Raw genomic sequence first — 24,800 nt, 5'->3', positions numbered from 1 at the left:
TCCACCGAATGGCTCAAAGTCGACAAACCATGACTTAAAAATAGCCTGCGCCATCTCTTCTAAACAATGATTTATGTTATACTTATACCGGGAAAAGGAGTTGATTTCTATGCCATTTACTGAAGCCAGTTTTGAAAATGCAATTATTGAGATCTTTCGTGATCAGTTAGGGTACACGTATTATTATGGACCAAATGTAGCACGTGATTATAACGATCCGCTTTTTGAGGACTATTTGGAGCCGTTGTTGAAGCGAATAAATTCCTCTATGCCACCTGAAGCCATTACGGAAGCGATTTTTCACCTCAAAAATTTTGAGGCCGGTTCGCTTGTACAGAAAAACGAAGTGTTCATGGATTATCTGCAGAACGGCATAACCGTAAACTATTTTTCGGATGGAAAACAGTGTTCCGGGATCGTTTATTTGGTTGATTATAAAGATATAGATAAGAATGTTTTCTGTGTGGCCAACCAGTGGACCTATGTTGAAAATGAAGAAAAACGTCTTGATGTCATTGTCTTTGTTAACGGTCTCCATTTGGTTGTGATAGAGTTGAAATCGCCTTCACGCGAAGAGACCGGCGTGTTGGAAGCCTATGCCCAGCTCCGCAATTATATGCTTTCCATCCCTTCATTGTTCATATACAACGCTTTCTGTGTGATAAGTGATCAATCCATGTCTAAAGCCGGGACAATCACGGCAGGCGAAGATCGCTACATGGAATGGAAAACAACCGACGGTAACTACGAAAACACCCAATATGCGGCCTTTGATGTGCTATTTGAGGGAATGTTCGAAAAGAACCGTTTCCTTGATATTATAAAAAATTTTATCTGCTTTTCCAAAGAAGATGGTTCAGATGCTAAAATTCTGGCAGCCTATCACCAGTACTTTGCCGTAAAGAAGGCTGTTGCTTCTACCGTGAAAGCTTCCGGCATTGACGGTGACGGTCGGGGTGGTGTTTTTTGGCATACTCAGGGTAGCGGGAAATCACTGTCGATGGTTTTTTATGCCAAGCAGCTCCAGAAGGCATTGAACAGCCCGACTCTTGTCGTTATTACAGACCGCAACGATTTGGACGATCAGCTTTTTGGTCAGTTTTCCAAATGCAAAGATTTTCTTCGTCAAACACCGGTGCAGGCTGACAGCCGCACTAACCTGATAAAGCTTCTTTCAGGCCGCGAAGCGAACGGAATCATTTTCACGACCATGCAAAAATTCGAGGAACAAGGAGAGCCCCTGTCAACACGTCATAACATCGTTGTGATGGCCGATGAGGCCCACAGAAGTCAGTATGGCTTTGAGGAAAAGGTCGACCCAAAGACCGGTAAAATCTCTATAGGAACAGCACGGATTATTCGTGATGCTCTTCCAAATGCTACATATATTGGCTTTACCGGTACACCTATTTCTTTAAAAGATCGCAGTACTACAGAAGTTTTTGGCAATTATATCGATATATATGATATGACACAGTCTGTAGAGGATGGTGCAACGAGGCCGGTTTATTATGAAAGCCGGGTCATTAACCTAAAACTTGATGAAGCAACCTTGCACATGATCGATAAAGAATATGATGCCATGGCGGCAAGTGCCGATGAATATGCTATTGAAAAGAGTAAGCATGAGCTCAGTCGTATGGAAAGTATACTTGGGGCTCCCCAGACAATTGATGCACTCTGTACGGATATTATTACTCACTATGAAGATAGCAGGCAATACGTTCTGACGGGAAAGGCCATAATCGTTGCTTATTCCCGTGAGATCGCCATGAAAATTTACCGCAGGATACTTGAAATGCGTCCGGCATGGAAAGAAAAAGTCGGCGTTGTTATGACTTCAGGGAATAAAGATCCGGAGGACTGGAAAGAGATTATTGGTAACAAACAGCACAAGGAAGAGCTGGCCCGGAAATTCAAAGATAATGATGATCCGATGAAAATTGCTATTGTTGTTGATATGTGGCTTACAGGCTTTGATGTTCCGTCCTTGGCGACCATGTATGTATACAAACCGATGGCTGGGCACAATCTTATGCAGGCTATTGCACGGGTCAACAGGGTTTTCCGCGATAAAGAAGGCGGTTTGATTGTTGATTATGTTGGCATTGCCTCCGCATTAAAGCAGGCGATGAATGACTACACCGTCCGTGATAAGAAGAATTACGGCGATATGGACATTGCCAAGACGGCGTTAGTGAAGTTTGAAGAGAAACTCATTGTCTGCCGAGAACTTTTATATGGTTTTGACTATACGGAATTTATGACTACAAACAGCGATCTGACCAGAGCAAAACTGATTAGCCGTGGTGCAGATTTCCTTACAGGTCCTTCAAAAGAAGAAAAGCGGAATCACTTTATACGTGAGAGTTTAATGCTGTATCAGGCATTCTCACTTTGCAAAAGTATGGTCGATGAGAAAAGCCGGCTTGAAGCAGCATATCTTGAAGCCGTCCGTACCATGCTTACGCGCGTCGAAGGAAAAGGACGGCTCTCATTTAAAGATATCAACGATCGAATCAATGAACTTCTCAAACAGAGTGTAAAGAGTGAAGGCGTCATCAACTTATTTTCCGATGTCAATGAGGAATTCAACCTGTTTGACCCGAAATTCCTTGAAGAAATAGCCCAAATGAAAGAAAGAAACCTTGCCGTCGAATTATTGAAGAAATTGATCGCAGAGCAGGTATCTGTCTATCGCCGTACTAACCTTGTAAAATCGGAGAAGTTTTCTTATATGCTAAGCCGAATCATGAAGGCATATCTGAACGGCATGCTTACAAACGAAGAGGTCATCGACGAGCTTATGAAAATGGCTGCTGACATGACAAAGGCTCACTATGAGGGCGAAAAACTCGGTCTTTCTGAAGAAGAACTTGCTTTCTATGATGCTTTGACAAAACCTGCGGCCGTAAAGGATTTCTATCAAAATTCAGAGCTCATTGCCATTACAAAAGAACTGACTGATTCCCTGCGAAAGAACCGAACGATAGACTGGCAAAAGAAAGAATCCGCTCGTGCCGGGATGCGCAGAATGGTGAAGCGTCTGTTAAAGAAACATAATTATCCACCAGAAGGCTTGGAAGATGCTATAATGACAGTTATCGGTCAGTGTGAAATGTGGACGGATAACGCGGATATGAGATAAGGAGGGAATACATATGGATGCTATTAAAGGTAATATGTTTGCAATATTGAACGGCTACAAGCAGTTTGTCATACCGGTCTATCAGAGAATTTATAGTTGGGAGCGGGAACAATGCCAGCGCCTATGGCAAGACATTGTTGCAATGCAGAAAGAAAACAAGGCTGGTCATTTTGTGGGTTCCATTGTTAATATTGCAGAACAAGCCATGCCTACCGGTGTCCAGAAGTTCATGATCATTGATGGGCAGCAGCGCATGACCACACTGACATTGCTTCTTATTGCTCTTCGGGATTATGCGGATGCGCACCACCAAGATGATCAGACTATTAATGCTCCGATGATAACCAGTCTGTGCCTGAAAAATGATTTCCAGTCTGGTTATGATCGATACAAGATGCTCTTGACCGAAGCTGACCGCGATGCTCTCATAGATTTGATTGAGAAGAAACCAATCACAAATAAGAAGCCATCCCGCATTATCGAAAACTACAATTTTTTTGTTGAAAAAGTTACATCCGGGGTATTGAAACCTGCTGCTATATATGAGTCAATTGGCAAATTGCAGATCGTGAATATCACGCTCGACAGGCAGGTTGATGATCCACAGGCAATATTTGAAAGTTTAAATTCAACAGGCATGGATTTGTCTGAATCTGACCTTATTAGAAATTATATCCTCATGGGATTGGATAACGATGAGCAGATTTATGTATATGAAAACATCTGGAGGCCAACGGAGCTGCTATTTGATTATGAAAGGCGGTCGGCTCTTATGGATAGATTCTTCCGTGATTACCTGACGATGAAGCTTGGACATATACCGAAGATAAATCACGTATACGAGGAATTCAAGCAGTATCACCTGAATAGTAGATTCAACTCCGTGGGCGATCTTTGTCAAGATATATATACTTTTTCCAAGTACTACACGGACATGTGCTTCTGTAGGAGCAGTGAACCGGCCCTCAAAGCCTGTTATTCCGAGATTCAGGCCTTACGGAGTGAGGTAGTTTATCCGTTTTTACTGAGAGTTCATAAGGATTGGGAAAAGGGATCCATTACTCTTGATGAACTCATTGAGATTATCAAGATGTGCATCAATTATGTCTTAAGGCGTGCAGTTTGTAATATCCCGACTAACTCCCTGAACAAGACGTTTGCTACCCTTAAAAACTTTATAAATCCAAGTGACTATTTGAATTCTATCAAGGCGGCATTCGTACTTATGGAATCTTATAAAGAATTCCCGACTGATGAGAAGTTTGTTTCCATTCTGACTACACGGGATGTTTATAATATGCGCATCAGAAATTATATTTTAAGCAAACTCGAAAATTTTCAGAATAAAGCATCTATCACTATTGAAAATTATACCATCGAGCACATTATGCCACAGAATCCGAATCTCTCCCGAGAATGGATTTCTGATTTAGGTCATGATTGGCAAAAAGTGCAAAGAACATACCTACATACGCTTGGCAACCTTACTTTGACAGCATACAATGCCGAAATGGGCGATTACTCTTTCACTGAAAAGCTCAATATGGAAGGAGGATTCAAGCAGAGCGCATTACGCATCAACAGCTATGTGGTTTTGCAAGACACATGGAACGCTGAGAAGATTCAGGAACGCGCCAAAGAGCTTGGAACAAAAGCCTTGCGGATTTGGCCTTATCCGTCAATTACTGAAGAGAAAATGGCCCCTTATAAAAAAAACCAAAATGCAAAGCCCGAATATACACTTAACAGCTATGAGCATTTAAATCAATTTACCCGGATGTTGTTTGAAAAGTTGGATCTTAGGATTATGAATTTGTCTCCGGATGTTCACAAGGAATTTAAAAAGATGTATGTTGCCTATAAACTGGATACTAACTTTGTTGATATCGTAATTCATAAAGAACGGTTGTGCCTTTCAGTGAATATGCCGTTCGAAGATGTTATCGACCCAAAAGGTATTTGCAGGGATGTGAGTGAACTCGGACGCTGGGCAAATGGCGATGTCGAGGTGTTTTTTGATTCGCTGGGACAACTTGATGATGTGATGGCAATTGTCGATCAGGCATATCATATTCAAGCCGATTAAGCTATAAGACATGGGGAACGGTTGGGGTCAGTGAGCTTATGGAGAAAAACCGACTGACGGAAAGGATTTAATTGCCGAAGCAGCTGACGGTTTTTTACGATCAAATAGTTGGTATTTCCTTGGGCAAGGTTACCGTTCACAGTTAAATCGTTTTTTTTACTCCAAATATTTTTGCTGTAGCTGCATATAAATAATATTTACTCTCCGACAATATATTGAGCCGGATAATATAGATGTAAGTGATATCGTATCTTTTACTTGGGAGGTTAAATGATGGATATTCATGATAGTTTTAAAGCTTGTTTATTGGGTGGAGCAATTGGTGATGCTCTCGGTTATCCTACCCTTGCCACTGCCGACACGTAGGAATGGCAATGGGTACCGGGACGGACATAGCCATGGAAAGCGCATCTGTTACTCTCATGCGTGGAGACTTGAAGTCTATAGCTTCTATTAGGAATTTAACAATTTTTCATAGATGGCATTAAATATAATATTACACTCGCTTAACGCTTCTTTGGGTGCTTTTTCTATAAATTCATATTGCCTTTCGCTCAAATCCAAAACTTTAACTTGATCTATCAATATATCACCTTTGGTCTGAATATTATATTTATCCAAATTTACTCTGGTAAAAAAAGTACTGGTTGAATTTGTTATTGGAGCTACAGTTACTATTCCGTTCAATTCTTTTTGAGTAATAGGGTCAGATATTACAAGCCCTGGTCTGTAACCTTTCTGTTCATGTCCTTTAGAGGGTGAAAAATTGATTTTTATTATATCTCCGAATTCTAAGTTATTATGATTATTTTTATCTAAGTCAGTCATAACTATTACCACACCTCTTTTCCGACAGAATTACCCCAATCAATATCTATTCTGGGATTCAACTTTTCTCCTGTGGATTTTTCCGCTAAAAGTTCAAATTTTGTTTTTTTTTGTTTTTTTCCTAATATTAATTTATCTCCTTCTATGTCTATATTAAAACTTATATTTTCAAAATTATTGCTGTCTATATTTAACTTTTCCAATATTGCCTTTGGTATACGAATAGCAGCACTATTTCCCCATTTAACTAAATTAGTTTTCATTTAAATCACCTCTTTTTAGAATTTACTTATTTTTCTCATATATAGTATATACTTGTATATACGTCTTGTCAAATTATATTTTTATTTTGATACAGTCAAGTTACTGTAGGGAAAAATATATAGATATCATCCATATTTAAAAAAATAAATTGTTTTATACAGTTATTCCCTATTGCAGCCCTTGAAACTTCAACTCTTACAGAAAATAATTATCTGAATACTGGGGAAGGAGGCGGAAAAGAATGATTAGTGACTTAAGTTCGTATTGGGTGAATATAATTAGAATCAAATAAAATATCAAAAAATGATATAAAGATTGATATATATTCAATTTGGAAGTATTATATAATCATAAGAGAAGATAATATATCATTATATAATAAAAAGGAGGCAATATAATGAGTAAATTTATTGACAATGTTAATAAGTATTTAACTGCCAAGAAAATAAAAAAAGTATATATAAGCTTGAAATCAGGGATTGAGACGAATAAATTGTCAAGAATATTAAATGGCGTACAGGAAGCAACCGTTAGTGATATGGAAAAAATAGCATATGCATTAGGAGAAAAAACAGAATTTTTTCTTAGAGATAATATCGGCATTTCAAATAATAAAACCATAGAAAATCTAAATGCTGCGTTTTATGCCGGAGAACCAAAAGTTGAGCAAAAAGAATTTGCACTAAAATTAATTGATTTCTTGGAGAATATAGATGCTGTTCTTGGAGTTGAGAAAAGATTAATAAATTCATGTAAGGAGTGACCCAAGTGGATTTTAAAAAGTTCCGGAAGATAATTTCAAATAATAAAAAAAATAAAGATTTAGTGAATAGGAAATTAAAAGAATTTTATAATGAAGCAAATATGGAAAATGAGGATGATTTGCTTGATATTATGCAGATATCCAGAGCCGTTATTAGTAAAAACGGTTATTTACTGGCAGAAATTCCTTTTAAAGATATTGAAATAGGAGCCATATGTTTTAGCGGAGATGGTTCAAAATATGTTTTACTAAATTCATCATTACCGAGAGTAAATGTTAATTTTTCTTTATGTCATGAAATTTATCACATTCTCTATCAATACCATTCTTTCAAAGAGTCTGCTGAACTTTACATGAATGAAAATTATTATGATCATGAAGAAGAAATGATAGCCAACCATTTTGCATCCTGTCTTATGATGCCGGAGTCAAAATTTATTAAGATGTTTAATAAGTTCGAGCAAGAATCTGAAGAAAGTAAATCTGAAATACAGACAATTGTCAAATTGATGAATTACTTTACAGCACCATACATGGCGGTTTTAATTAGATGCTATGAGTTAGAATTACTTAAAGATGGCGGTAGTTTGAAAAAGTTATTAAATACCACCGGCGAACAAATAAGTGCTGAGTTTGATATGCTATGGTTAAATACGGAATTGTTAAAGGGATCAAAAAATGATGATTTTGAGAAATTACTGGCATTAGTAAATAAAAAAGGTGAATATCTTGTTTCAAGAGAATTGATGAGAAAAACAGAGTTAGAAAGAATTAAAAACAATATGAGAAAATTATATCAAGAGATAAGGGGGTAGTCCAATGGAGAAAACATATATGGAAGCCCCTTATAACTTTGATGAGATTAAAAAGTATGTAGTTCTTGATAAGAAAAAGGCAGTGGATATGATATTAGTAGCAGATATCTGCTTTATTTATGATACTTGTGCCATTAGGAGTCATGCAAAAATTTCTGATATTACTCCATTATTATCTTATATAAAAAATAAAAATGGAATTGTGATAATAACTAAAACTGTTTTGATGGAGATGTGCTCTAATAATCATATGATATGGGATGAACATATTGATTTCATAAAAAGATTGTCAGATGCAGGTATAAACGTATTGATATTTGATGAGGAAGATTCTTTGAAGTGTTTAAGAAGAGTTTATAGCTATAGTGGGGATGTTTTTAATAACTTTTTAAAATATGCTTTGAGAATAGCCCGAAAATGGAAAGGCTCAGTAGATGAGATTATTGTTAATTCCGGAAGTGATATGGTACGAAAATTTTGCGGGAATGAGAGTTATCAAAAAACTGAACTATTTTCTGAATTTTTTCAAATGGCCAGATCAAAGAAAAAATCAGAAGATAATCTTGCAGAAGAATTGTTTATGGTCTGTATATCAATTTTATCTAATATTCCGGATGTAAATGAATATAAGTATATTATTCTCAGTGAAGACAGAAGTTCTATTAGAAAGTTATTGCTGATGTCCGAGAACTTAAAAAAACATATGGGGGCAAAGAAATGTTCATTATTGACAACACCTGCTCTCTGTCAGATCCTTATAAAAGAAGGATTAATACATACGGTTGAGCTTCAAAATATATTAGATTGTATATATCAAGATAGGAATATAAAAGTTTTTTGTTCGGAAGAATATGATCTAAAACCAAAAGAAAAAGATTTCGATAAGGAAAAATTACAGGATAAGTTATTGAATGATATTAATTTTACAGTATATTATTGAATCGGTATAGGTGTAGAGGCATTGACTTACAAAAAGTATTCTGTGGTATAATAAGAAAAAAATTGGAGGTCAAGGTTATGACGAAAATGGTATAATATGAAAGAAGGATAATATAGTTTTTAATATTTTGTTAAAATAAATCCCTGTTTAATTTCAGTGGGATGATTTCTGTGTTACTTTAATAAGAATTATAAGATTAATTTAAGAGGATGAGATTATTGATATTCGATTATATTTAACAGGGAGATAGATGATTTATGAGATTTGGTAAAAAGGAAAATTATTTTGTGAGCATAACGGAATTTAAAGAAATTAACAGAAATCCTCTTATGGCAGGGATATTGTCAATGTTTTTGGGCATGTTTGGAATACATAGGTTTTATTTGAAAAGAAAATTAACAGGTGCTATTTTTTGCATACTCTCTGTATCTTCTTTAGAATTTGGCAACGTATATATAGCGAGTATTTTAATGTTAATATCTTTTATAGAAGGTATATTCTATATAATCGAAAGTATGGTCTTGCTGAAGAACAAATACATAAATAATAATGAAGATAAATATGCAGAAAAATTAAAGAATTCAATCGATAAGGAGAAAAATAAAGTAAACGTGAAAATAAAGGAAAAAGCAATCGAAGTAACTAATAAAAAAGAGTCGGATGAAATGGGGATAATTGAAGTATCTGATATTGAACCTGTTAAAATACCGAAGGAAAATGTATTTAATAATACAAATAATTGGATAGAAAAATTGGATTTACCTTATGAAAGAAATATAATAAAAGTGGTACAAGTTAAGGAGGAAACCATTAGCTTTTATAAAAAGCTTTGTGATTTTATTGATGGAGAATTAAGAAAAAATAAAAGTTCTTTGAATAGGGAAGTGAAAAGAATAGGGGAACAAGGCGGATATTATAATAATATTTTATATACGATTTATTGTATATCTGAAGGGCATGTAACTAAGACATATAGCAGAAATTATTATTATAATCCCGAATATTCTTATAGAATATTGGAGAAACATTTAGGCAAAAATCTTAAAGCTGAGGTTTTTGCTAAAGCTCAGGAACTTGAAAAATATGTATCACCGCCGGAAGGAGATACGTTAACATATTTTAATTTGGTGGAAAAAGGACTTCCAAGAGTGTGGTGGGATATGGATGGGAAACTTAGAAATAGCAGAGAATTTAGTAGGAAAGAGTTAAACGTTTTGAATGTTACCCCATCGAGAACCACAATAGTATGGGATATACATGAGGCGAAAAAACAAATTATAATTTTATACTTAGAAATTTGGCGGATTATATCCAATGGCTTAAAGAAGAATTTAAAATGGGAAAAGAACAGTAAAAAAACTTTACAAGATATAATAGACGGTAAATATATATATTTTGCAGATTATGAAAACAGGAAAATTTTATCATCCTTGATAAAAATCTCGGAAAACGCCATAAGAGAAGTCATGCCTAATACTCAGGTTTTAAATATCGGTAATGAACAAGATAATATTGAAAAATATTTTCCAAAGGAAATTGTGAATGATATAAACAAGAAGATTATAGAATATAAAACAAGTATAAATGGCGAAAAATTAATGGAAATATTAGGGGATATGATTAAAAAGAATCCAGGCGATTGGAAACTTAGGGCGGAGAAAATATTAACGGCCGAGGCTGATAAAAGAGTGAGTATTTTAATTGATTATAAGGAAGATGAAAATTTTATAAAAATAGCAAAGGAGATAATTAAGAAAGCAGATGATGAAAATTTATTGCTGTTATGCTTATACGGAATAGAGAGAGAAGAAAAATTAAGCCAGAAAAATATTAAATTATTGAAGAATATTATTCATCCCGGTAATACCTCCGTATATGAAAATATTATTCAATCTAAAGAAGTATTGTCACCGGAACTTTTTAATAGATTAGCGGAGCTTAAAAAACCTATCAGAAAGAAAATAGAATTAGATATGGATAAGGTAGATAAGTCAAAGAGAGAACTTAATGAAACTGTAGAGATTGTTGAGGAATATATAGGGGATGAAGAAGAAAAGGAAGAATCTCAAGAGGATAATTTTAAAGAGAAAATAAGAGAGACGGAATATGATTATAAATTGACATTTAAGTATAGGGATTTCTTAAATTTGATATTAAATAAGGGGCCCATGAAGATCGAAGAAGGCAAAAAAATAGCTATGGATAACGGTACTTTGTTAAATGCTTTTATAAGTGATGTTAATAGGGAACTTTATGAATATATACAAGACCAGGTAATTGTGATTGAAGATAATTATATAAAGATAGATGATTTTTATGTGGATATGATAAAGGAGTTGATTATGAGTGAAGCAAAGAGTAAATCCAAAGGAAGCTGATAATATTATAAAAGCCTTAGAGGGAGGTATAGTACCTCGAAGAGGAATTCAGCATCTTTTGGTAGGGCGGAACGAGGAAGTTCAAGAGATCATTTCTATTTTAGATTCTATAATCGAGGGCGGAAGTGACATTAGATTTTGGGTAGGAGATTTTGGCAGCGGAAAGAGTTTTATGCTTAGAACTATAGAGTCTATTGCCGTACAGAAAAATTTTGTTGTTTCCACGGTAGATTTAACCCCTACAAGGAGATTTTATGCGTCTGACGGAAAGGCGAAAGCTTTGTATAGCGAAATAGTCGACAATATAATTATACAGACTTTTCAGGATGGCAATGCTATAAACACTATATTGGAAGAATGGATAAACAGAATTATTATGGATATTTCTAAAAAGAACAATATACCTGTAAATCAATTGTTTATGATGGAAAATAAGGATATTGTGGAAAATGAAATATTGAATATTACCAGTTCTTTCAATTCGGTCGGCTTATCCTATGAATTAGGTCAAGCCATTGCTAAATATTATGAAGGTATAGTAAAAGATAAAAGAGCGTTAAGGCTAAAAGCTTTGAGGTGGATACGGGGGGATATGGATACTAAGACTGAATCCAAAAGGGAATTGGGGATTGAAAGGATAATAAATGATGATAATTGGTATGATGCGGTTAAAAATTTAGCTGAGCTGTTTTTAGGAATAGGATATTCGGGTTTTGTAGTAAATTTTGATGAGGTCGTTAATTTATATAAATTGCCCTTGAACAGAACCAGAGAAAGAAATTATGAAAGAATATTAAATATATTTAATGAATGCAAATCAAATACGGCAAGAGGATTGTTTGTAAATTTAGGAGCCACAAGAAAATCTGTATTTGATGAAAATCGTGGTATGGCCAGCTATGGAGCATTAAAGGGAAGATTGGGAACAGAAGACAGTATGGATTTTAAGCTGTTAAATACGAACAGAACTGTTTTGCCGTTGAGGCCTTTAAGCGTTGAAGAGATATATACATTGCTTGAAAACTTAAATAATATATATAATGTACATTACAAAGAAGAGATATCTATGACGACAGAAAATATAAAAATGTATATGGAAGAACAGTTAAATAGGCCCGGAGCAGTCGAATTTTTGACTCCGCGGGCAGTAATTAAGGATTATTTGGAAATTTTGGATTTAATAAGGCAGAATCCGGATGAAAAAACTGAAAATATAATATATGAAAAGTTCGGTAAAAAATCTATGCCCGTAACTAAGGATGAGGCTAATAAAGACGACGAAATCGAGGTTTTATAATGAACGGTTATGACCTATTACGAAAGGAAATAAGGCAATATATATATGATGAAGACTGGGATTCTCTAAGAGGTATACAAGAAGCTTCAATAAAACATGTTCATGATACGGAAAACAATTTAATATTGGCAGCACCTACTGCTTCAGGCAAAACCGAAGCGGCATTTTTACCTGCTATAAACTCAATAAAAGATTGGGCTTCGGGTCTTAAAATTGTCTATATATCTCCATTGATAGCCCTTATAAATGATCAGTTTAGAAGAATATACGAATTATGCGGTTATATGGATATACCTGTTACATCTTGGCATGGAGAAGCATCCAGGGCAAAGAAGAATAAGCTGTTGAAGAAGCCCAGGGGTATACTTTTAATAACTCCGGAATCTATAGAAGCTATGCTATCTTTAAGACCCGGTGAAGCAAAGGGGCTATTTAGGGGAACTGAATGGATAATAGTAGATGAAATACACAGTTTTTTAGAAAACAACAGAGGAATACAATTAAGATCTCTAATAGAAAGAATAGAATTATATATGGAAAAGGAACCTAGATTTATAGGTATGTCAGCTACATTGAATAGGGAAGACTATAAGAAAGTTAAAAATTTTTTTATAAGTGACAGGGTTACGGATGTATTGTTAGATAGTAGCCAAAATCCTTTGGAAGCCACTAAAAGTTATTATAAATCAAACATGAAGAGAGAATCAAGAGAAGCATTGGAAGAAATATATGATTATTCTCAAAGAGAATCTATGTTAATATTTCCGAATTCAAGAGGCGAGGTGGAAAGGCTCGCGGTGGGTCTTAGTAAATTAGGAAGACAGAGAGGTTCCGATACCAGATATTTTGCCCATCATTCTTCTGTGAGCAAAGACATGAGACTCAATGCAGAGGAATTTGCTAAGAGCAGCAGGGGAAAATTGTTTACCATATGCTGCACATCTACTTTGGAATTGGGAATGGATATAGGTTCGGTAGACAGTATAGTTCAATATAATGCTCCTCATTCCGTAGCAAGTTTAGCTCAGAGGTTAGGAAGGAGTGGCAGAACAACGAGAAAAAACATATTGCATTTTATAGCCACCGATGAATGGTCTTTATTGCAGGGATTGGCTGCATTATCATTTTATGAGGAAGGTTTAGTAGATAGATTTGATTACATAATAAAACCTTATGACGTTTTAGCTCATCAAATAATATCTATTCTCTTAGAAAATACGGGAATGCCCGTTAAAAATCTGAAAAATATAAATAAGAATTTCAGATGTTGGCAAGATATAGAAGACGATGAGTATTTTGAGTTATTGGAGTACTTAATAAAAAGAAATTATATAGAAATATTGGAAAATGAAGCTATAACAGGTATAGAAACAGAAAAGTTATTAAGGGGCAGTGATTTTTTTACTCATTTTGAAACGGAAAACAATTTTTCTGTCTATAACAGCCAAAGAAAAATAGGCGAGATTCCATTGTCTCCCGGTGTACAGACAGGGGTAAATATATTTTTGGCAGCACAGATATGGAAGATAACAGATATAGAACTGAAAAGTAAAAAAATATATGTAAATAGAGCTGTAGATGGGAATCCTCCTATATTTTTAGGAAGCGGTGCTAATATAACCAACGAAATAAGAAACAGAATGAAAGTTATATTAGAAAACGAGAATTATTGGATTTATTACAATGAAAATATAAGAGAAGTTTTATCGAAGCTTTCTAAAGAGAATTTAAGGTATGAAAAATTTCGGTGGGTAGAAAAAAATGATAAATTTGGGCTTAGAACATTTCAAGGAACAAAGATAAACAGGACCCTACAGCTGTTACTGAATATGTTAGATGATAGAGCAAATTATAAGCTTGATGATAGGGAAACCTTTATAAGTGGTCCAAATATAAGGAAAGATATAAATAGAGTAATAGAAAGAAAGTTTACTGAAGATGAAATATTTCTATATTTAAGAGATAATCCCGGAATAGTAGAATCGTATTTATCTTCTAATAAATACAGGATGTTATTACCGGATAATCTGAAGATTAAATATGTGATTAATAATAAGTTGGATTTGGAAGGAGTAAAATCATATTTGACATATAGTGGTAAATAAGTTTTATATGACAGGATAAAAAAATATTGCGGATACGTTAAAAGAAGCATAATTTAATATAATCAACAAGTAATGGAAGGTTCCAAAGACAAAAAGGTTCTTGAATATGGGCTAAACCGATGCCCTGTCTATGGATATTACCGGGAGTTAACTTTGCAGGAAATAACCAACAGGATTGATTGGATGATAAAGAAGGGCTACCTTGAAATAGAATATATGGGCAGGATCCCTATGCTTGTTTTCTCAAGAATGGGATGGGAAATTGAGAGGGAAACATATGCGGAGGAACTGTTCCAACAATTTACAAAATTCCTTGAAGATAAAAACTACAGTTTTGTTCAAGAGTTAAAGGATAAGAACAGGGACATGATACTGTTGTTGATTGAGAAAATTAAACAAACAGGAAACGCGAGGTTTATACCTATGCTGAAAGCCTGGAAGGAAATTGAATATAGGAAGGTACAGAACGAAATTCAGAGGGCTGTTGATTATTTAGCAAAAGAAGGAACAATATTTTGATAAATTTAAATACCGTCGGATTACTATCCAGAGAATGCGGCGCCGTTTTATCGTGCATACAGCGTTTTACTGATAATAAAAACGGCCAAACCCGGAATGGAACTTCTATTAGAAATTTAATGGGATATCACCTTAAAGTAAGATTTTATTGCTGCGATTTTTATAAAAATAAGAAGGAATATTTCGAATATTGTAGAATTATTATAATGGGTTGTTAGAGAGTTCATGGAGATTAATGCCAGTCAACTGAAAAATCCAATAGTTTATTAAGAAAGAAAGGTTTGCCGGAAAATGAAAACGTTAAACCGAATATACGAATATCCTAATGTTGTCTCGCCTTCTTTAGCCTATAAGCAAAAAGGAGGGTACAAAGATTTTGTCATGGTTAACTATGATAGGCTTTACGGTGATGTGTTAAAGGATACTCCAGAATTAGAAAGTTTTATTAAAGAAGTAATGAGGATTGTTCCTCTGCAACCGAAAGAGTTTGATTTTCTAATGGAACAATCTAAAAACGGAAACAAATATGCAACCGAAAGAATATTCTTGTGCTGTCTTAAAAGGGTAATTTATATTTCGTGGAATGAGCATAGGAAAGGCAGCAGTGAATTGGAGGATATAATTCAGATTGGTTCAATGGGGCTTTATAAAGCTATTAAGAAATATGATTTTTCTAGATCCTTAAGATTTAATTCATATGTATCATTGTGGATATTTAAATATATTAATGTACATGAATCATTCGTTCGATTGCCTATACATTTGCCTTCTCGTTTTAGGAATTTAGTTAATCAGGCATTGCGCTATATCGATATTCACCCTTACTATTCACTACCTTTTGAAGACAACTATGATTTAGTAAAAGAAGTCGCAGCTAAATTGGATATCGGTTATGAAAAAACGCTTCTGGTGTTACGTTACTGTAATCCGCCTATTCATTTTGAAGATATTCAAGAAAATTTAAAAGCAGTAAGCGAAGATGAAGCTTATCGTGAAGTTTATCGTCAACTCGAAGTGGAAGAATTGAAAAAGATTTTTAAAAAAATGTTCGAAGATGTACTGAACAGAAGAGAAAGCAAAGTTATAAGATTGAGGTTTGGGTTTGATATGGATAAGGGAATGACTCTTCAAGATGTTGGTGATATCCTGGGTGTTACAAAAGAAAGAATAAGACAGATTGAAAAGAAGGCAATTAAAAAGTTGAGAAAAGCGGCTAAAAAATTCAAGCTGGAATTATATGAATGAAAAAAGGTGTGGGTGGAAAAGATATGAAAGTCTATATTAATGTTGACTGGATTGGAAAAAATCAAGAAACATTGTCAAGAAATTCGGGACGTGCAGTAATTGATTATGGAAAAACTATTAAAATAACATTTCGACCTGAAACCAAGGTTATGGCAGATTATACATTGGTTGAGGTAAAACTTGATGAGTGCTTGATGTATCAGAATATTTTAAATGTAGGTAGATTTGAAATCGTCTGATAAAATACTCGGTATCTGCACAGTAATAAAATAAAATCGGATAATATTTCAAAAAACTAATTAGAGAAAATTGAAAAAATACGGGGATAAGGATTTTATCATATAGCAGGGTAAAGGAGTTGTTATTGTGATTAACAAGTTATTAGATAATTATAAAAAAATTTATTCATCAAAAAAAATAATAAAAAATTTCTCTTCGGTTATGAAAATTTTTATATTTGTTATATTGCCAGTGAGTTTTGTAATAGCAATTATAGATAAACCGTTTAAGATCAATAATATTTTGAAAATTATTATAATTATTATAATTTTAATTATATATCTTTTTTCATATACTAAAAGTTTCAATAGAGTTATAAAAAAACATTTGGATGTAGTAATATGATAGAGTTTAATAATATGAGGAAAACAGAATTTATTGAAAAGTCTGATGTTAAAAATTTAAATGATAATCAACTTAAATTTTTAATTGAATATATTAAAAATTACTCAGAAAAACTAAAAGCACCTTATTTTATAAAAACCGGTTCTATACTTGCCATCTTCATTCCTGTATATTCATCTTTTGTTAATAGGATTTATACTAATTATCTTTACGCTTTTTACATTTTTAGTAAACATTAAAATGTTATTAGAAGATTTTATATATAGTGATTATTATAAACTGAAAAGTATCATTAATATTTTGGAAGAAGTGTATTTTTGCAGAATAATAAATAATAATGAACTCAAAATGAGGGAAGGCTTGGCAACTCAATGAAGGATTTCTCCGGATTTTGCTAAAGGGTTTACTTTAAGCACTTTTAATTTCAGTGCTTTCACAGCTAAAACTTATAGCATATTTCAGAACACGTAATTTTTACTTGAAAGTATCTCCGAAATCCTTCTTCTCCGCTTCATCTTCAAACAGCTTATAAAAGTCCATTATTTCAGCAGTAAAATCAACAAATGAAACCCCAGGTGCGGTTATTATGTTTCCGTCTCTTATTACCTTTTGTTTTATAAAATTGTCCCAGTTAAACGGATCTTCCTTCTTTTGTTCTACGAAATATTCAGGAGACAGTGATGTAGTGAACTTTTTATCTTCCAGTATCCCAGTCTTTGCAAAGAACCTGGGACCTGCGCATATAGCCGCAGTAAGTTTTCCTTTTTTATATGTTTTATTTATTAACTTTGTGAGCTCGGGTCTCTGCTCATCATTCTTGCCGCCAGGTATAATAAGTCCTTCGATATCATCATATTCAATTGCTTCCTTTACAGTCATTACCGGAGTATAAATAAGGCCTGATAATGCCTTAACATTATTCATTGTATGCTACGGGAGTGATTTTATGTTTAATATTCCCGTTAAGCATATAGCAAGTAAAGGTTATTTCATAATCTGCCATGTCATTATAGATATAAACGAATATTTTTCCCATATAGATCCTCCCTTGTTCACTTTTATTACTAATTATACACTAATTTATAATAGTTTTGTTTACAAATCCGTACTGCCCTTCGCTCAAATTCAAAACTTTAATACATATTGCTTATCTATATTTTATAATGAAATATTATTTTTTTCCCGTTCCTTGTTATCTTGCCTTCAGATTCTAATGTCTTTAACAGCTTAGTTACAGTACTCCTTGTAGAGCCGATCATAGTAGCTAATTCTTCATGGGTAAGATTTAAATTTATTTCATAACCTGTTTCTTTGAGGGAACCATGCTGGACGGACAGTCTTCTTAAAAGGGAAAACAGCCTTTCCTTTGTACTCAAATATGTTTTGTCATAAATCTGGTACATTAATATCCTGAACTTTGTGGTAATCATTAATAAAATACTATCATATACATAAGGATTATTTTTTAGGTAATTATAAAATATATCTTTATTAATTTTACAAACCTTAACAGGAGAATAAGTTCTGGTAATAACACGGTCATAATCATTTTGAATCATTGTTATTTCACCAAACATATCTCCTTTTGTTAATATCAATATTGTTTTTTCAACTCCATTGGAATCCAAAAAAAATTGTTTAACTATACCATTCAGAATTAAATATATATAATTTAATTTTTTATATTCAAACTCGATTAAAGTATCCTTGTTAAAATCAATGATTTCACCCATATCCTTAAAATGAGTTAAAAGGACATTTCGGTATTCATAATTTATAGTATATTCAGCATTATATATAGACAAAAAATCACCCCCATAAGAAGTTTTTCTAATTTAAATATTATATAATAAATACTATGAAAATGTATTCCTGAACACATTAATAATATAATCAATATTATACAATAAAAATATAATATTTGCATTATTGAGATTTTTTAAATAATATCGAAAATTTATTATAGAAAGGAGAATTTGATAAAGAATAAGATATGTTGATAAAATTGAAAAAATTATAAAGCGAGATATCAAAAGATAATGGAGGAGGGATTGATTTATGTATGTTAAAAAGAGAGGGAAAATATTCTTATTGATCCTTTTAATTGTTGTAGTCAATACCTTGACTGCCTGTAGTAGCAGTCAAGAATCTTTAGAAAAAATTTTAAGAATAGGTGTTGTGGGACCTGAATCGGGAGGTTCGGCTCAATTAGGGCAGGGACAGCGAAAAGCTGTTGAATTAGCAGTTAATGAAATTAATAAAAACAAATTAGCCGGGGAATGGAAATTAGAGGCTGTTTTTCAAGACGATGAGGGGAACCCTACTAAATCTTCCAGTGCCACAAATAAATTAATTCAAGAATCCAAAGTAAATGTAATCATTGCTTCTATCAACAGTTCATCAACTTTAGCTGATATGGTAGTTACAGAAAGAGCAGGAATCCCTCAGATAACTCCCGGTTCAACCGGAGCTTCAATTACAGAACAGGGGAATGAATGGATTTTCCGTACGGCAGCAAACGACAGCTTTCAGGCGGATGCTTTAGTTAAGTATGCAAAGGAAGACTTGGGCATTACTAAAGTTGCTACTTTTACAGCTTCCGATGATTATGGCCAAAGCGGAGCAAAACTTTTAAAAAATGCTATAGAAAAATACGGCTTAGAATTAGTAGCTAATCCTACTTATAATAATGGGGATAAAGATTTTAAGCCGCAGTTAATAACGATAAGAGATAACGGGGCCCAGGCAATCTTTATGTGGGGTCTATATACGGAAGCAGCACTGATAAGCAATCAGTCACAGCAATTGGGACTTGATGTTCAGCTTTTCGGAGCAAGTGGTATGGCAGCTCAAAAATTGATTGAACTTGGAGGAGATGCTGCTCAGGGATTAATATTGACTCAGACATTTTTACCGGATGCGGATATTCCCACAGTGAAAGAATTTGTTCAGAAGTATAAAGAAAAATATAATGAAGATCCGATTCCTCATGGTGCACAAGCTTATGACACGGTATATATTATAGCAAATGCGGTATTAAAGGCTGACAGCAGTGAACCGGAAGCTTTACGAGATGCCATAAGAAATACACAGGGATTGGAATTGGTTACGGGGAATCCCACATTTAACGAACAAGGAGACGATATAGGCAAAAGACTGTTAATCACCAAAATTGATGGAAACAAATTTACACTTATTAAAGCATTTGAAACTAAATAGCGGACAATGAATAAAAACAGTTCTGACTTGAGGAAAATCATTGTTACTTTCCCATAACATTTAAAGGAAGTGAAAGACTTGTTACAATTTATTTTAAATGGTTTGCCTATGGGAGCAATTTATGCTTTAGTAGCTCTCAGTTATAGTTTTATATATGCAGCTTCATCTGTCCTTAACTGGGCTCAAGGAGATATGGTAATGTTTGGGGCATATGTAGGTTTCACACTTTATCAAGTATTTAATTTAGGTTTTACACCTGCTTTATTTATTTCTATGGCTGTTGTAGCTTTAGTAGGAGTACTGATACAATATTCGATTCTGAGGCCGCTGCGTCAAAGAAAAGCACCTCCTATTAATGTAATAATTGCTACATTGGGTGTATCGATTATTATAAGGAATGTTGCCCTAATGATTTGGGGCCCTGATGCACAGTTGCTTCCATCGCCTGTAAGTACGAAACCTGTAGCTACGGGAATTTTAAATATAACGCCGCAGAATATTTTAATAGTTGTAGTAGGGCTTTTATTAATGATCATATTTCAGTATCTTTTGAAACAAACTAAAGAAGGGAAAGCATTAAGGGCAGTTGCACAGGATCGTTATGCCGCTATGATTATGGGTATTGATACTGAAAGAGCCGACAGGGTAGCTTTCGCAATAAGTGCTGCATTAGGTGCAGCGGCAGGAATTTTAATAGCTCCTATATTCTTCATTACTTTTAATATGGGAGCAGGTATAGGATTAAAGGGGTTCGTTGCTGCGGTAGTTGGCGGATTGGGTTCTGTACCGGGGTCTATTACAGGAGGTTTTTTCATTGGAATTATTGAGGCTGTAGTAGGCGGACAGATAAGTTCCGGTTATCGTGATGCTATTACATTTGTTTTACTGATTTTAGTATTGTGGTTAAGGCCTTCAGGATTATTTCTAAAAAAGAAAGGACAAAAAGTATAGTTTGGTGGTGCTAAAATGAAAAAAAACAAAAAGATTTTTTTAATGATAGCTGTCTGTGTACTGATTTTGACCCTGCCCCTTTATATAAATAACCTTTATTATTTGCACATTATAAATTTAGCTGGTATTTATACATTGGTGACTATAGGTTTAAATCTATTAAGCGGATATACAGGCCAGACATCTATGGGACAAGCGGGTTTTTTTGCAGTTGGAACATATGTATCGGCACTTATGATGATGAATTTTAATTTTCCGTTTTTAGTTGCAATTATTATTGGTACAGTTGCTACTGCAGCTTGCGGATTGATTATCAGTATTCCGGCTATGAAATTATCAGGCCCTTATTTAGTATTGGCTACGGTTGGATTTGGCGAAATTACAAGACTTGTCCTCCTTAACTGGACACCGGTTACAAAAGGGGCGGCTGGCCTTACCGGAATACCATATCCTGAGATTTTCGGATTGAAAATAACATCGGAAGGACAGTTTTTCTACCTAATACTGATCTTTGTAATTCTTGGCACTTATATAGCAGTCCGTCTGGCAAAATCCAAAATAGGAAGAACTTTTTCCGCTATCAGAGAAGATGATTTGGCTGCCGAAGCTATGGGCGTGCCGGTAAACTATTACAAAATTGCGGCTTTTGTAATAAGCGCTATGTTTGCCGGATTAGCAGGAGGATTATTCGGAGCTTTCTCTGGTGTAGCCAGTCCGGATAATTTTACATTTGATGATTCGGTTGCATTTTTATGTATGTCCGTTATAGGAGGAAACAGAACGATTTTAGGAGGAATCGCCGGAGCCTTTGTATTAACGATTATTTCTGAGCTTTTAAGAGTTTTTCAAGGAACGAGATTAATAATATATGGTTTTATCCTTATTTTTACAGTAATATATATGCCTAACGGTTTAGTGGGGATTATGGACAATATAAAAAAGAATTACAGGAAGAATAATAAGATTAATGAATAAATATGGAGTGATATATGATGCCTCTTGAATTAAATATTTTGACTATAAAGGGAATTTCTGTACGATTTGGCGGATTGCAGGTCTTAAATAATATTGATATTCAGGTTAATAGAAATACTATACATGGAATTATCGGCCCCAACGGAGCAGGTAAAACAACTCTTTTTAACGTAATCACCGGGCTAATCAGATCTGATTCAGGGACTATTTCCTTGGAAGGAAAAGAACTACCTTATGTAAAGCCCTATCAGCTTGTTTCCTTAGGGTTTGCCCGTACTTTTCAAAATATAAGATTATTTAAGGAAATGTCCGTTTTGGATAATGTGATGATAGGTCAACATATTCATACACCAACGCCGATTTTTTCAATTATGATAAATGGCAAAAAATCCCGGCATTATGAAAAGGTTGCAAAGGAAAAGGCCTTAGAAGCTCTGAAATTTATGGGCATAGAGGAAAAAGCTCAGGAAACTGTAAGCAATTTGTCTTACGGTCAACAAAAGCTGGTTGAATTTGCTCGGGCTTTAGCTGCTCAGCCTAAAATAATACTTCTGGACGAACCGGCTGCAGGGATGCATCCCACAGAGAAGGCAAATCTGTTAAACATTGTAGATAGGCTTCGGGAAAAGGGATATACGATTATATTAATCGAACATGATATGAAATTAGTTATGAATATATGTGATATGATTTCTGTGCTTGACCATGGAAAGGTAATTACTCAGGGCAGACCGGAAGAGGTTCGCAACAATAAAGATGTAATAAGCGCTTATTTAGGAAAGGGTGAATATGTGAATGCTAGAAATAAAAGAAATTAGTGCCGGTTACGGGGCTACCGAGGTACTCCACGGAATATCTTTAACGGTTGAGGAAGGGAAAATAACAACTCTTATTGGCGGGAACGGAGCAGGGAAAACTACTACTTTAAATTGTATTATGGGTGTGGTTAAAACTTTAGGTGGTAGTATTACTTGGAAGAATAGGGATATCAGTAAGTTGAAAACTTCCGGAATTGTTGGAATGGGAATATCCCTTATACCTGAAGGAAGACATATTTTTCCCCAGATGACTGTAATGGAGAACCTGGAGATGGGGGCTTACAATCGTATAGATAAAAAAGAAATAATAAGAGAGGACTTGGCTTGGGTACTCGATCTCTTTCCGGTCTTAAAATCAAGATATAAACAGTTTGCGGGAACTATGTCCGGAGGAGAACAGCAGATGCTGGCTATAGGGAGATCCTTAATGGGAAATCCGGAGCTGATACTTATGGATGAACCTTCTATGGGATTGGCACCCATAATAGTTGATGAAGTTTTTGATATAATTCATAAAATACAGAATATGGGCAAGACCATTTTACTTGTAGAACAAAATGCAACATTGGCTTTAAGCAGTGCCCATTACGGTTATGTTATAGAACTGGGGAAAATAGTATTAAAAGGAACCGGACAGGAATTATTGAATAATCCTGAAGTGGAAAAGGCATATTTGGGCTTATAGCAATCTATTTAAAAAGTAGGAGAAAAAACAGGGATACTTAAATAATTTATTATTATATAAAAAAGATAATAATCCATTTATAGGTTATATATGGCTTTAAACAATGGGTTATTATCTTTTTTAAATTATTTTCCATGGTTTTAAATATCAATAAATGTATTAAATGTATTCTCAAACACATTAATAATTTAAATGACATTGTAAACTGAAAATGTAATATTTAAAATATTAAGATTTGTTGATTAATATAAATTATTTATTGTTGGGAGGAAATTATATGAAAAATTGGTTACAAGAGAACAATTGGGAAGAGGTCAAAGAATTGATAAAGAAAAGCAAGGGAGTTGCCATAATACCTGTGGGAAGCACTGAACAGCATGGGCTGCATTTACCCGTGGGGACAGATACCTATATAGCGATTACATTGGCGGAAGATGCGGCATTAAAAACTAATGCGTTAATTGTGCCTCCATTGTGGTTTGGATGGAGTCCTCATCATATGGTATTACCAGGTACAATTACTATCAGACCGGAAATATTGTCAGAATATCTTTTTGATATAGTCAAATCTTTATCAGTACATGGAATAAAAAAATTTTTGCTCATAAATGGTCATAGAATAGTGAATGTGATTTGGATGCAATTAACTGCTGAAAAAGCACAAAGAGAACTGGATGTAGAAATAAAAATATTTGATCCGGCCTATATGTCAAAGGATATAGTCAAAGAGCTTGGTTTCGGACCGGTAGGACATGCTGAAGAAATAGAAAGTTCGCATATGCTTTACAGATATGAAAACTTGGTACAAATTGATAAAGCAGCGGATAACCCGATAGAAGAAAAAGAATTATACTCCGTTGATCCTTCATATTCTCATGATACTTTGTGTTATGTACCCACTTCTGTAAAATCAGCAAGAAAAAATGCAGAAAAAGCCGGAGGAGTCACAGGCGAACCGACAAAATCTTCAAGAGACAAGGGAAAAATATATCATGAACATTTAGTAAAGAATTTAGTTAAAGTAATCAATCAGTTGCAAAATAGTTAATATGAACAGTTATAAATGTTCTTCTAATCTGACATTTCTTTGATTGTTAGTTGTTCAAATAAATGGGAATTTTATGCAAAATTGATGATGTA

At 34.2% G+C, this 24,800-nt stretch carries 22 protein-coding genes; 18 read left to right on the top strand and 4 right to left on the bottom strand.

Features of this window, described 5'->3' with window-relative positions:
- Positions 1-109: 109 nt before the first annotated feature.
- Together EQM13_RS10200 and EQM13_RS10195 are read left to right on the top strand one after the other, a co-directional pair.
- Positions 110-3,148 carry a type I restriction endonuclease subunit R gene (locus tag EQM13_RS10200; protein ID WP_206172663.1) on the top strand — a complete coding sequence of 1,013 codons (3,039 nt, stop codon included), beginning with the start codon at positions 110-112 and terminating at the stop codon, positions 3,146-3,148.
- Positions 3,149-3,161: 13 nt separating this feature from the next.
- Positions 3,162-5,234, top strand: coding sequence for a DUF262 and DUF1524 domain-containing protein (locus EQM13_RS10195; protein WP_128752602.1), 2,073 nt, complete (start codon positions 3,162-3,164; stop codon positions 5,232-5,234).
- Positions 5,235-5,687: 453 nt separating this feature from the next.
- Here EQM13_RS10195 and EQM13_RS10190 read toward each other — a convergent pair whose 3' ends face one another.
- Positions 5,688-6,062 carry a type II toxin-antitoxin system PemK/MazF family toxin gene (locus EQM13_RS10190; RefSeq protein WP_128752601.1) on the bottom strand — a complete coding sequence of 125 codons (375 nt, stop codon included), beginning with the start codon at positions 6,060-6,062 and terminating at the stop codon, positions 5,688-5,690.
- A 5-nt stretch (positions 6,063-6,067) separates the two neighbouring features.
- Positions 6,068-6,325, bottom strand: coding sequence for an AbrB/MazE/SpoVT family DNA-binding domain-containing protein (locus EQM13_RS10185; RefSeq protein WP_128752600.1), 258 nt, complete (start codon positions 6,323-6,325; stop codon positions 6,068-6,070).
- A 398-nt stretch (positions 6,326-6,723) separates the two neighbouring features.
- Here EQM13_RS10185 and EQM13_RS10180 point away from each other — a divergent pair, with 398 nt between their 5' ends.
- From EQM13_RS10180 to EQM13_RS10135, 10 genes are all read left to right on the top strand, one after another.
- Entirely contained in the window at positions 6,724-7,089 is a 366-nt protein-coding gene (locus EQM13_RS10180; RefSeq protein ID WP_128752599.1) for a DNA-binding protein, read from the top strand.
- A gap of 5 nt (positions 7,090-7,094) precedes the next feature.
- Positions 7,095-7,904, top strand: coding sequence for an ImmA/IrrE family metallo-endopeptidase (locus tag EQM13_RS10175; RefSeq protein WP_128752598.1), 810 nt, complete (start codon positions 7,095-7,097; stop codon positions 7,902-7,904).
- Positions 7,905-7,908: 4 nt separating this feature from the next.
- Positions 7,909-8,844, top strand: coding sequence for a hypothetical protein (locus EQM13_RS10170; protein ID WP_128752597.1), 936 nt, complete (start codon positions 7,909-7,911; stop codon positions 8,842-8,844).
- A gap of 257 nt (positions 8,845-9,101) precedes the next feature.
- Entirely contained in the window at positions 9,102-11,222 is a 2,121-nt protein-coding gene (locus EQM13_RS10165; protein ID WP_128752596.1) for a tellurite resistance TerB C-terminal domain-containing protein, read from the top strand.
- Positions 11,191-12,519 (top strand): BREX system ATP-binding domain-containing protein, encoded by a 1,329-nt coding sequence (locus EQM13_RS10160; protein WP_128752595.1) that lies wholly within the window; start codon positions 11,191-11,193, stop codon positions 12,517-12,519. Before EQM13_RS10165 ends, EQM13_RS10160 begins: the two co-directional genes overlap by 32 nt.
- Entirely contained in the window at positions 12,519-14,624 is a 2,106-nt protein-coding gene (locus tag EQM13_RS10155) for a DEAD/DEAH box helicase (RefSeq protein ID WP_240662919.1), read from the top strand. The genes EQM13_RS10160 and EQM13_RS10155 overlap by 1 nt, the downstream gene beginning before the upstream one ends.
- A gap of 72 nt (positions 14,625-14,696) precedes the next feature.
- Positions 14,697-15,143 carry an RQC-minor-1 family DNA-binding protein gene (locus EQM13_RS10150; protein WP_128752593.1) on the top strand — a complete coding sequence of 149 codons (447 nt, stop codon included), beginning with the start codon at positions 14,697-14,699 and terminating at the stop codon, positions 15,141-15,143.
- 291 nt (positions 15,144-15,434) lie between these two features.
- The gene (locus EQM13_RS10145; RefSeq protein ID WP_128752592.1) at positions 15,435-16,388 is read left to right on the top strand and encodes a sigma-70 family RNA polymerase sigma factor; all 954 of its coding nucleotides are present in this window, start codon (positions 15,435-15,437) and stop codon (positions 16,386-16,388) included.
- A gap of 23 nt (positions 16,389-16,411) precedes the next feature.
- Entirely contained in the window at positions 16,412-16,627 is a 216-nt protein-coding gene (locus tag EQM13_RS10140) for a hypothetical protein (RefSeq protein WP_128752591.1), read from the top strand.
- 381 nt (positions 16,628-17,008) lie between these two features.
- Positions 17,009-17,251 (top strand): hypothetical protein, encoded by a 243-nt coding sequence (locus EQM13_RS10135; protein WP_128752590.1) that lies wholly within the window; start codon positions 17,009-17,011, stop codon positions 17,249-17,251.
- A 235-nt stretch (positions 17,252-17,486) separates the two neighbouring features.
- Here EQM13_RS10135 and EQM13_RS10130 read toward each other — a convergent pair whose 3' ends face one another.
- On the bottom strand, positions 17,487-17,936 hold the full coding sequence (locus EQM13_RS10130; protein ID WP_128752589.1) for a DJ-1/PfpI family protein: 450 nt from the start codon (positions 17,934-17,936) through the stop codon (positions 17,487-17,489).
- Between the two features lie 227 nt (positions 17,937-18,163).
- The gene (locus tag EQM13_RS10125) at positions 18,164-18,817 is read right to left on the bottom strand and encodes a Crp/Fnr family transcriptional regulator (protein ID WP_128752588.1); all 654 of its coding nucleotides are present in this window, start codon (positions 18,815-18,817) and stop codon (positions 18,164-18,166) included.
- A 253-nt stretch (positions 18,818-19,070) separates the two neighbouring features.
- Here EQM13_RS10125 and EQM13_RS10120 point away from each other — a divergent pair, with 253 nt between their 5' ends.
- From EQM13_RS10120 to EQM13_RS10095, 6 genes are all read left to right on the top strand, one after another.
- Positions 19,071-20,231 (top strand): ABC transporter substrate-binding protein, encoded by a 1,161-nt coding sequence (locus tag EQM13_RS10120; protein WP_128752587.1) that lies wholly within the window; start codon positions 19,071-19,073, stop codon positions 20,229-20,231.
- A gap of 78 nt (positions 20,232-20,309) precedes the next feature.
- Positions 20,310-21,182 (top strand): branched-chain amino acid ABC transporter permease, encoded by an 873-nt coding sequence (locus EQM13_RS10115; protein WP_128752586.1) that lies wholly within the window; start codon positions 20,310-20,312, stop codon positions 21,180-21,182.
- A gap of 15 nt (positions 21,183-21,197) precedes the next feature.
- Positions 21,198-22,157 (top strand): branched-chain amino acid ABC transporter permease, encoded by a 960-nt coding sequence (locus EQM13_RS10110; protein ID WP_128752585.1) that lies wholly within the window; start codon positions 21,198-21,200, stop codon positions 22,155-22,157.
- 17 nt (positions 22,158-22,174) lie between these two features.
- Complete coding sequence (locus EQM13_RS10105; protein WP_128752584.1) at positions 22,175-22,975, top strand: ABC transporter ATP-binding protein; 801 nt, start codon at positions 22,175-22,177, stop codon at positions 22,973-22,975.
- Entirely contained in the window at positions 22,953-23,660 is a 708-nt protein-coding gene (locus EQM13_RS10100; RefSeq protein WP_128752583.1) for an ABC transporter ATP-binding protein, read from the top strand. Before EQM13_RS10105 ends, EQM13_RS10100 begins: the two co-directional genes overlap by 23 nt.
- A gap of 277 nt (positions 23,661-23,937) precedes the next feature.
- The gene (locus EQM13_RS10095; protein WP_128752582.1) at positions 23,938-24,708 is read left to right on the top strand and encodes a creatininase family protein; all 771 of its coding nucleotides are present in this window, start codon (positions 23,938-23,940) and stop codon (positions 24,706-24,708) included.
- The last annotated feature ends 92 nt before the right edge of the window (positions 24,709-24,800 follow it).

Origin of the sequence: Acidilutibacter cellobiosedens (assembly GCF_004103715.1) — a bacterium.
Classification (GTDB): Bacteria; Bacillota; Clostridia; order Tissierellales; family Acidilutibacteraceae; genus Acidilutibacter; species Acidilutibacter cellobiosedens.
Note: the sequence above shows the minus strand (reverse complement) of the source record. Positions and strands in the feature narration are given on the sequence as shown.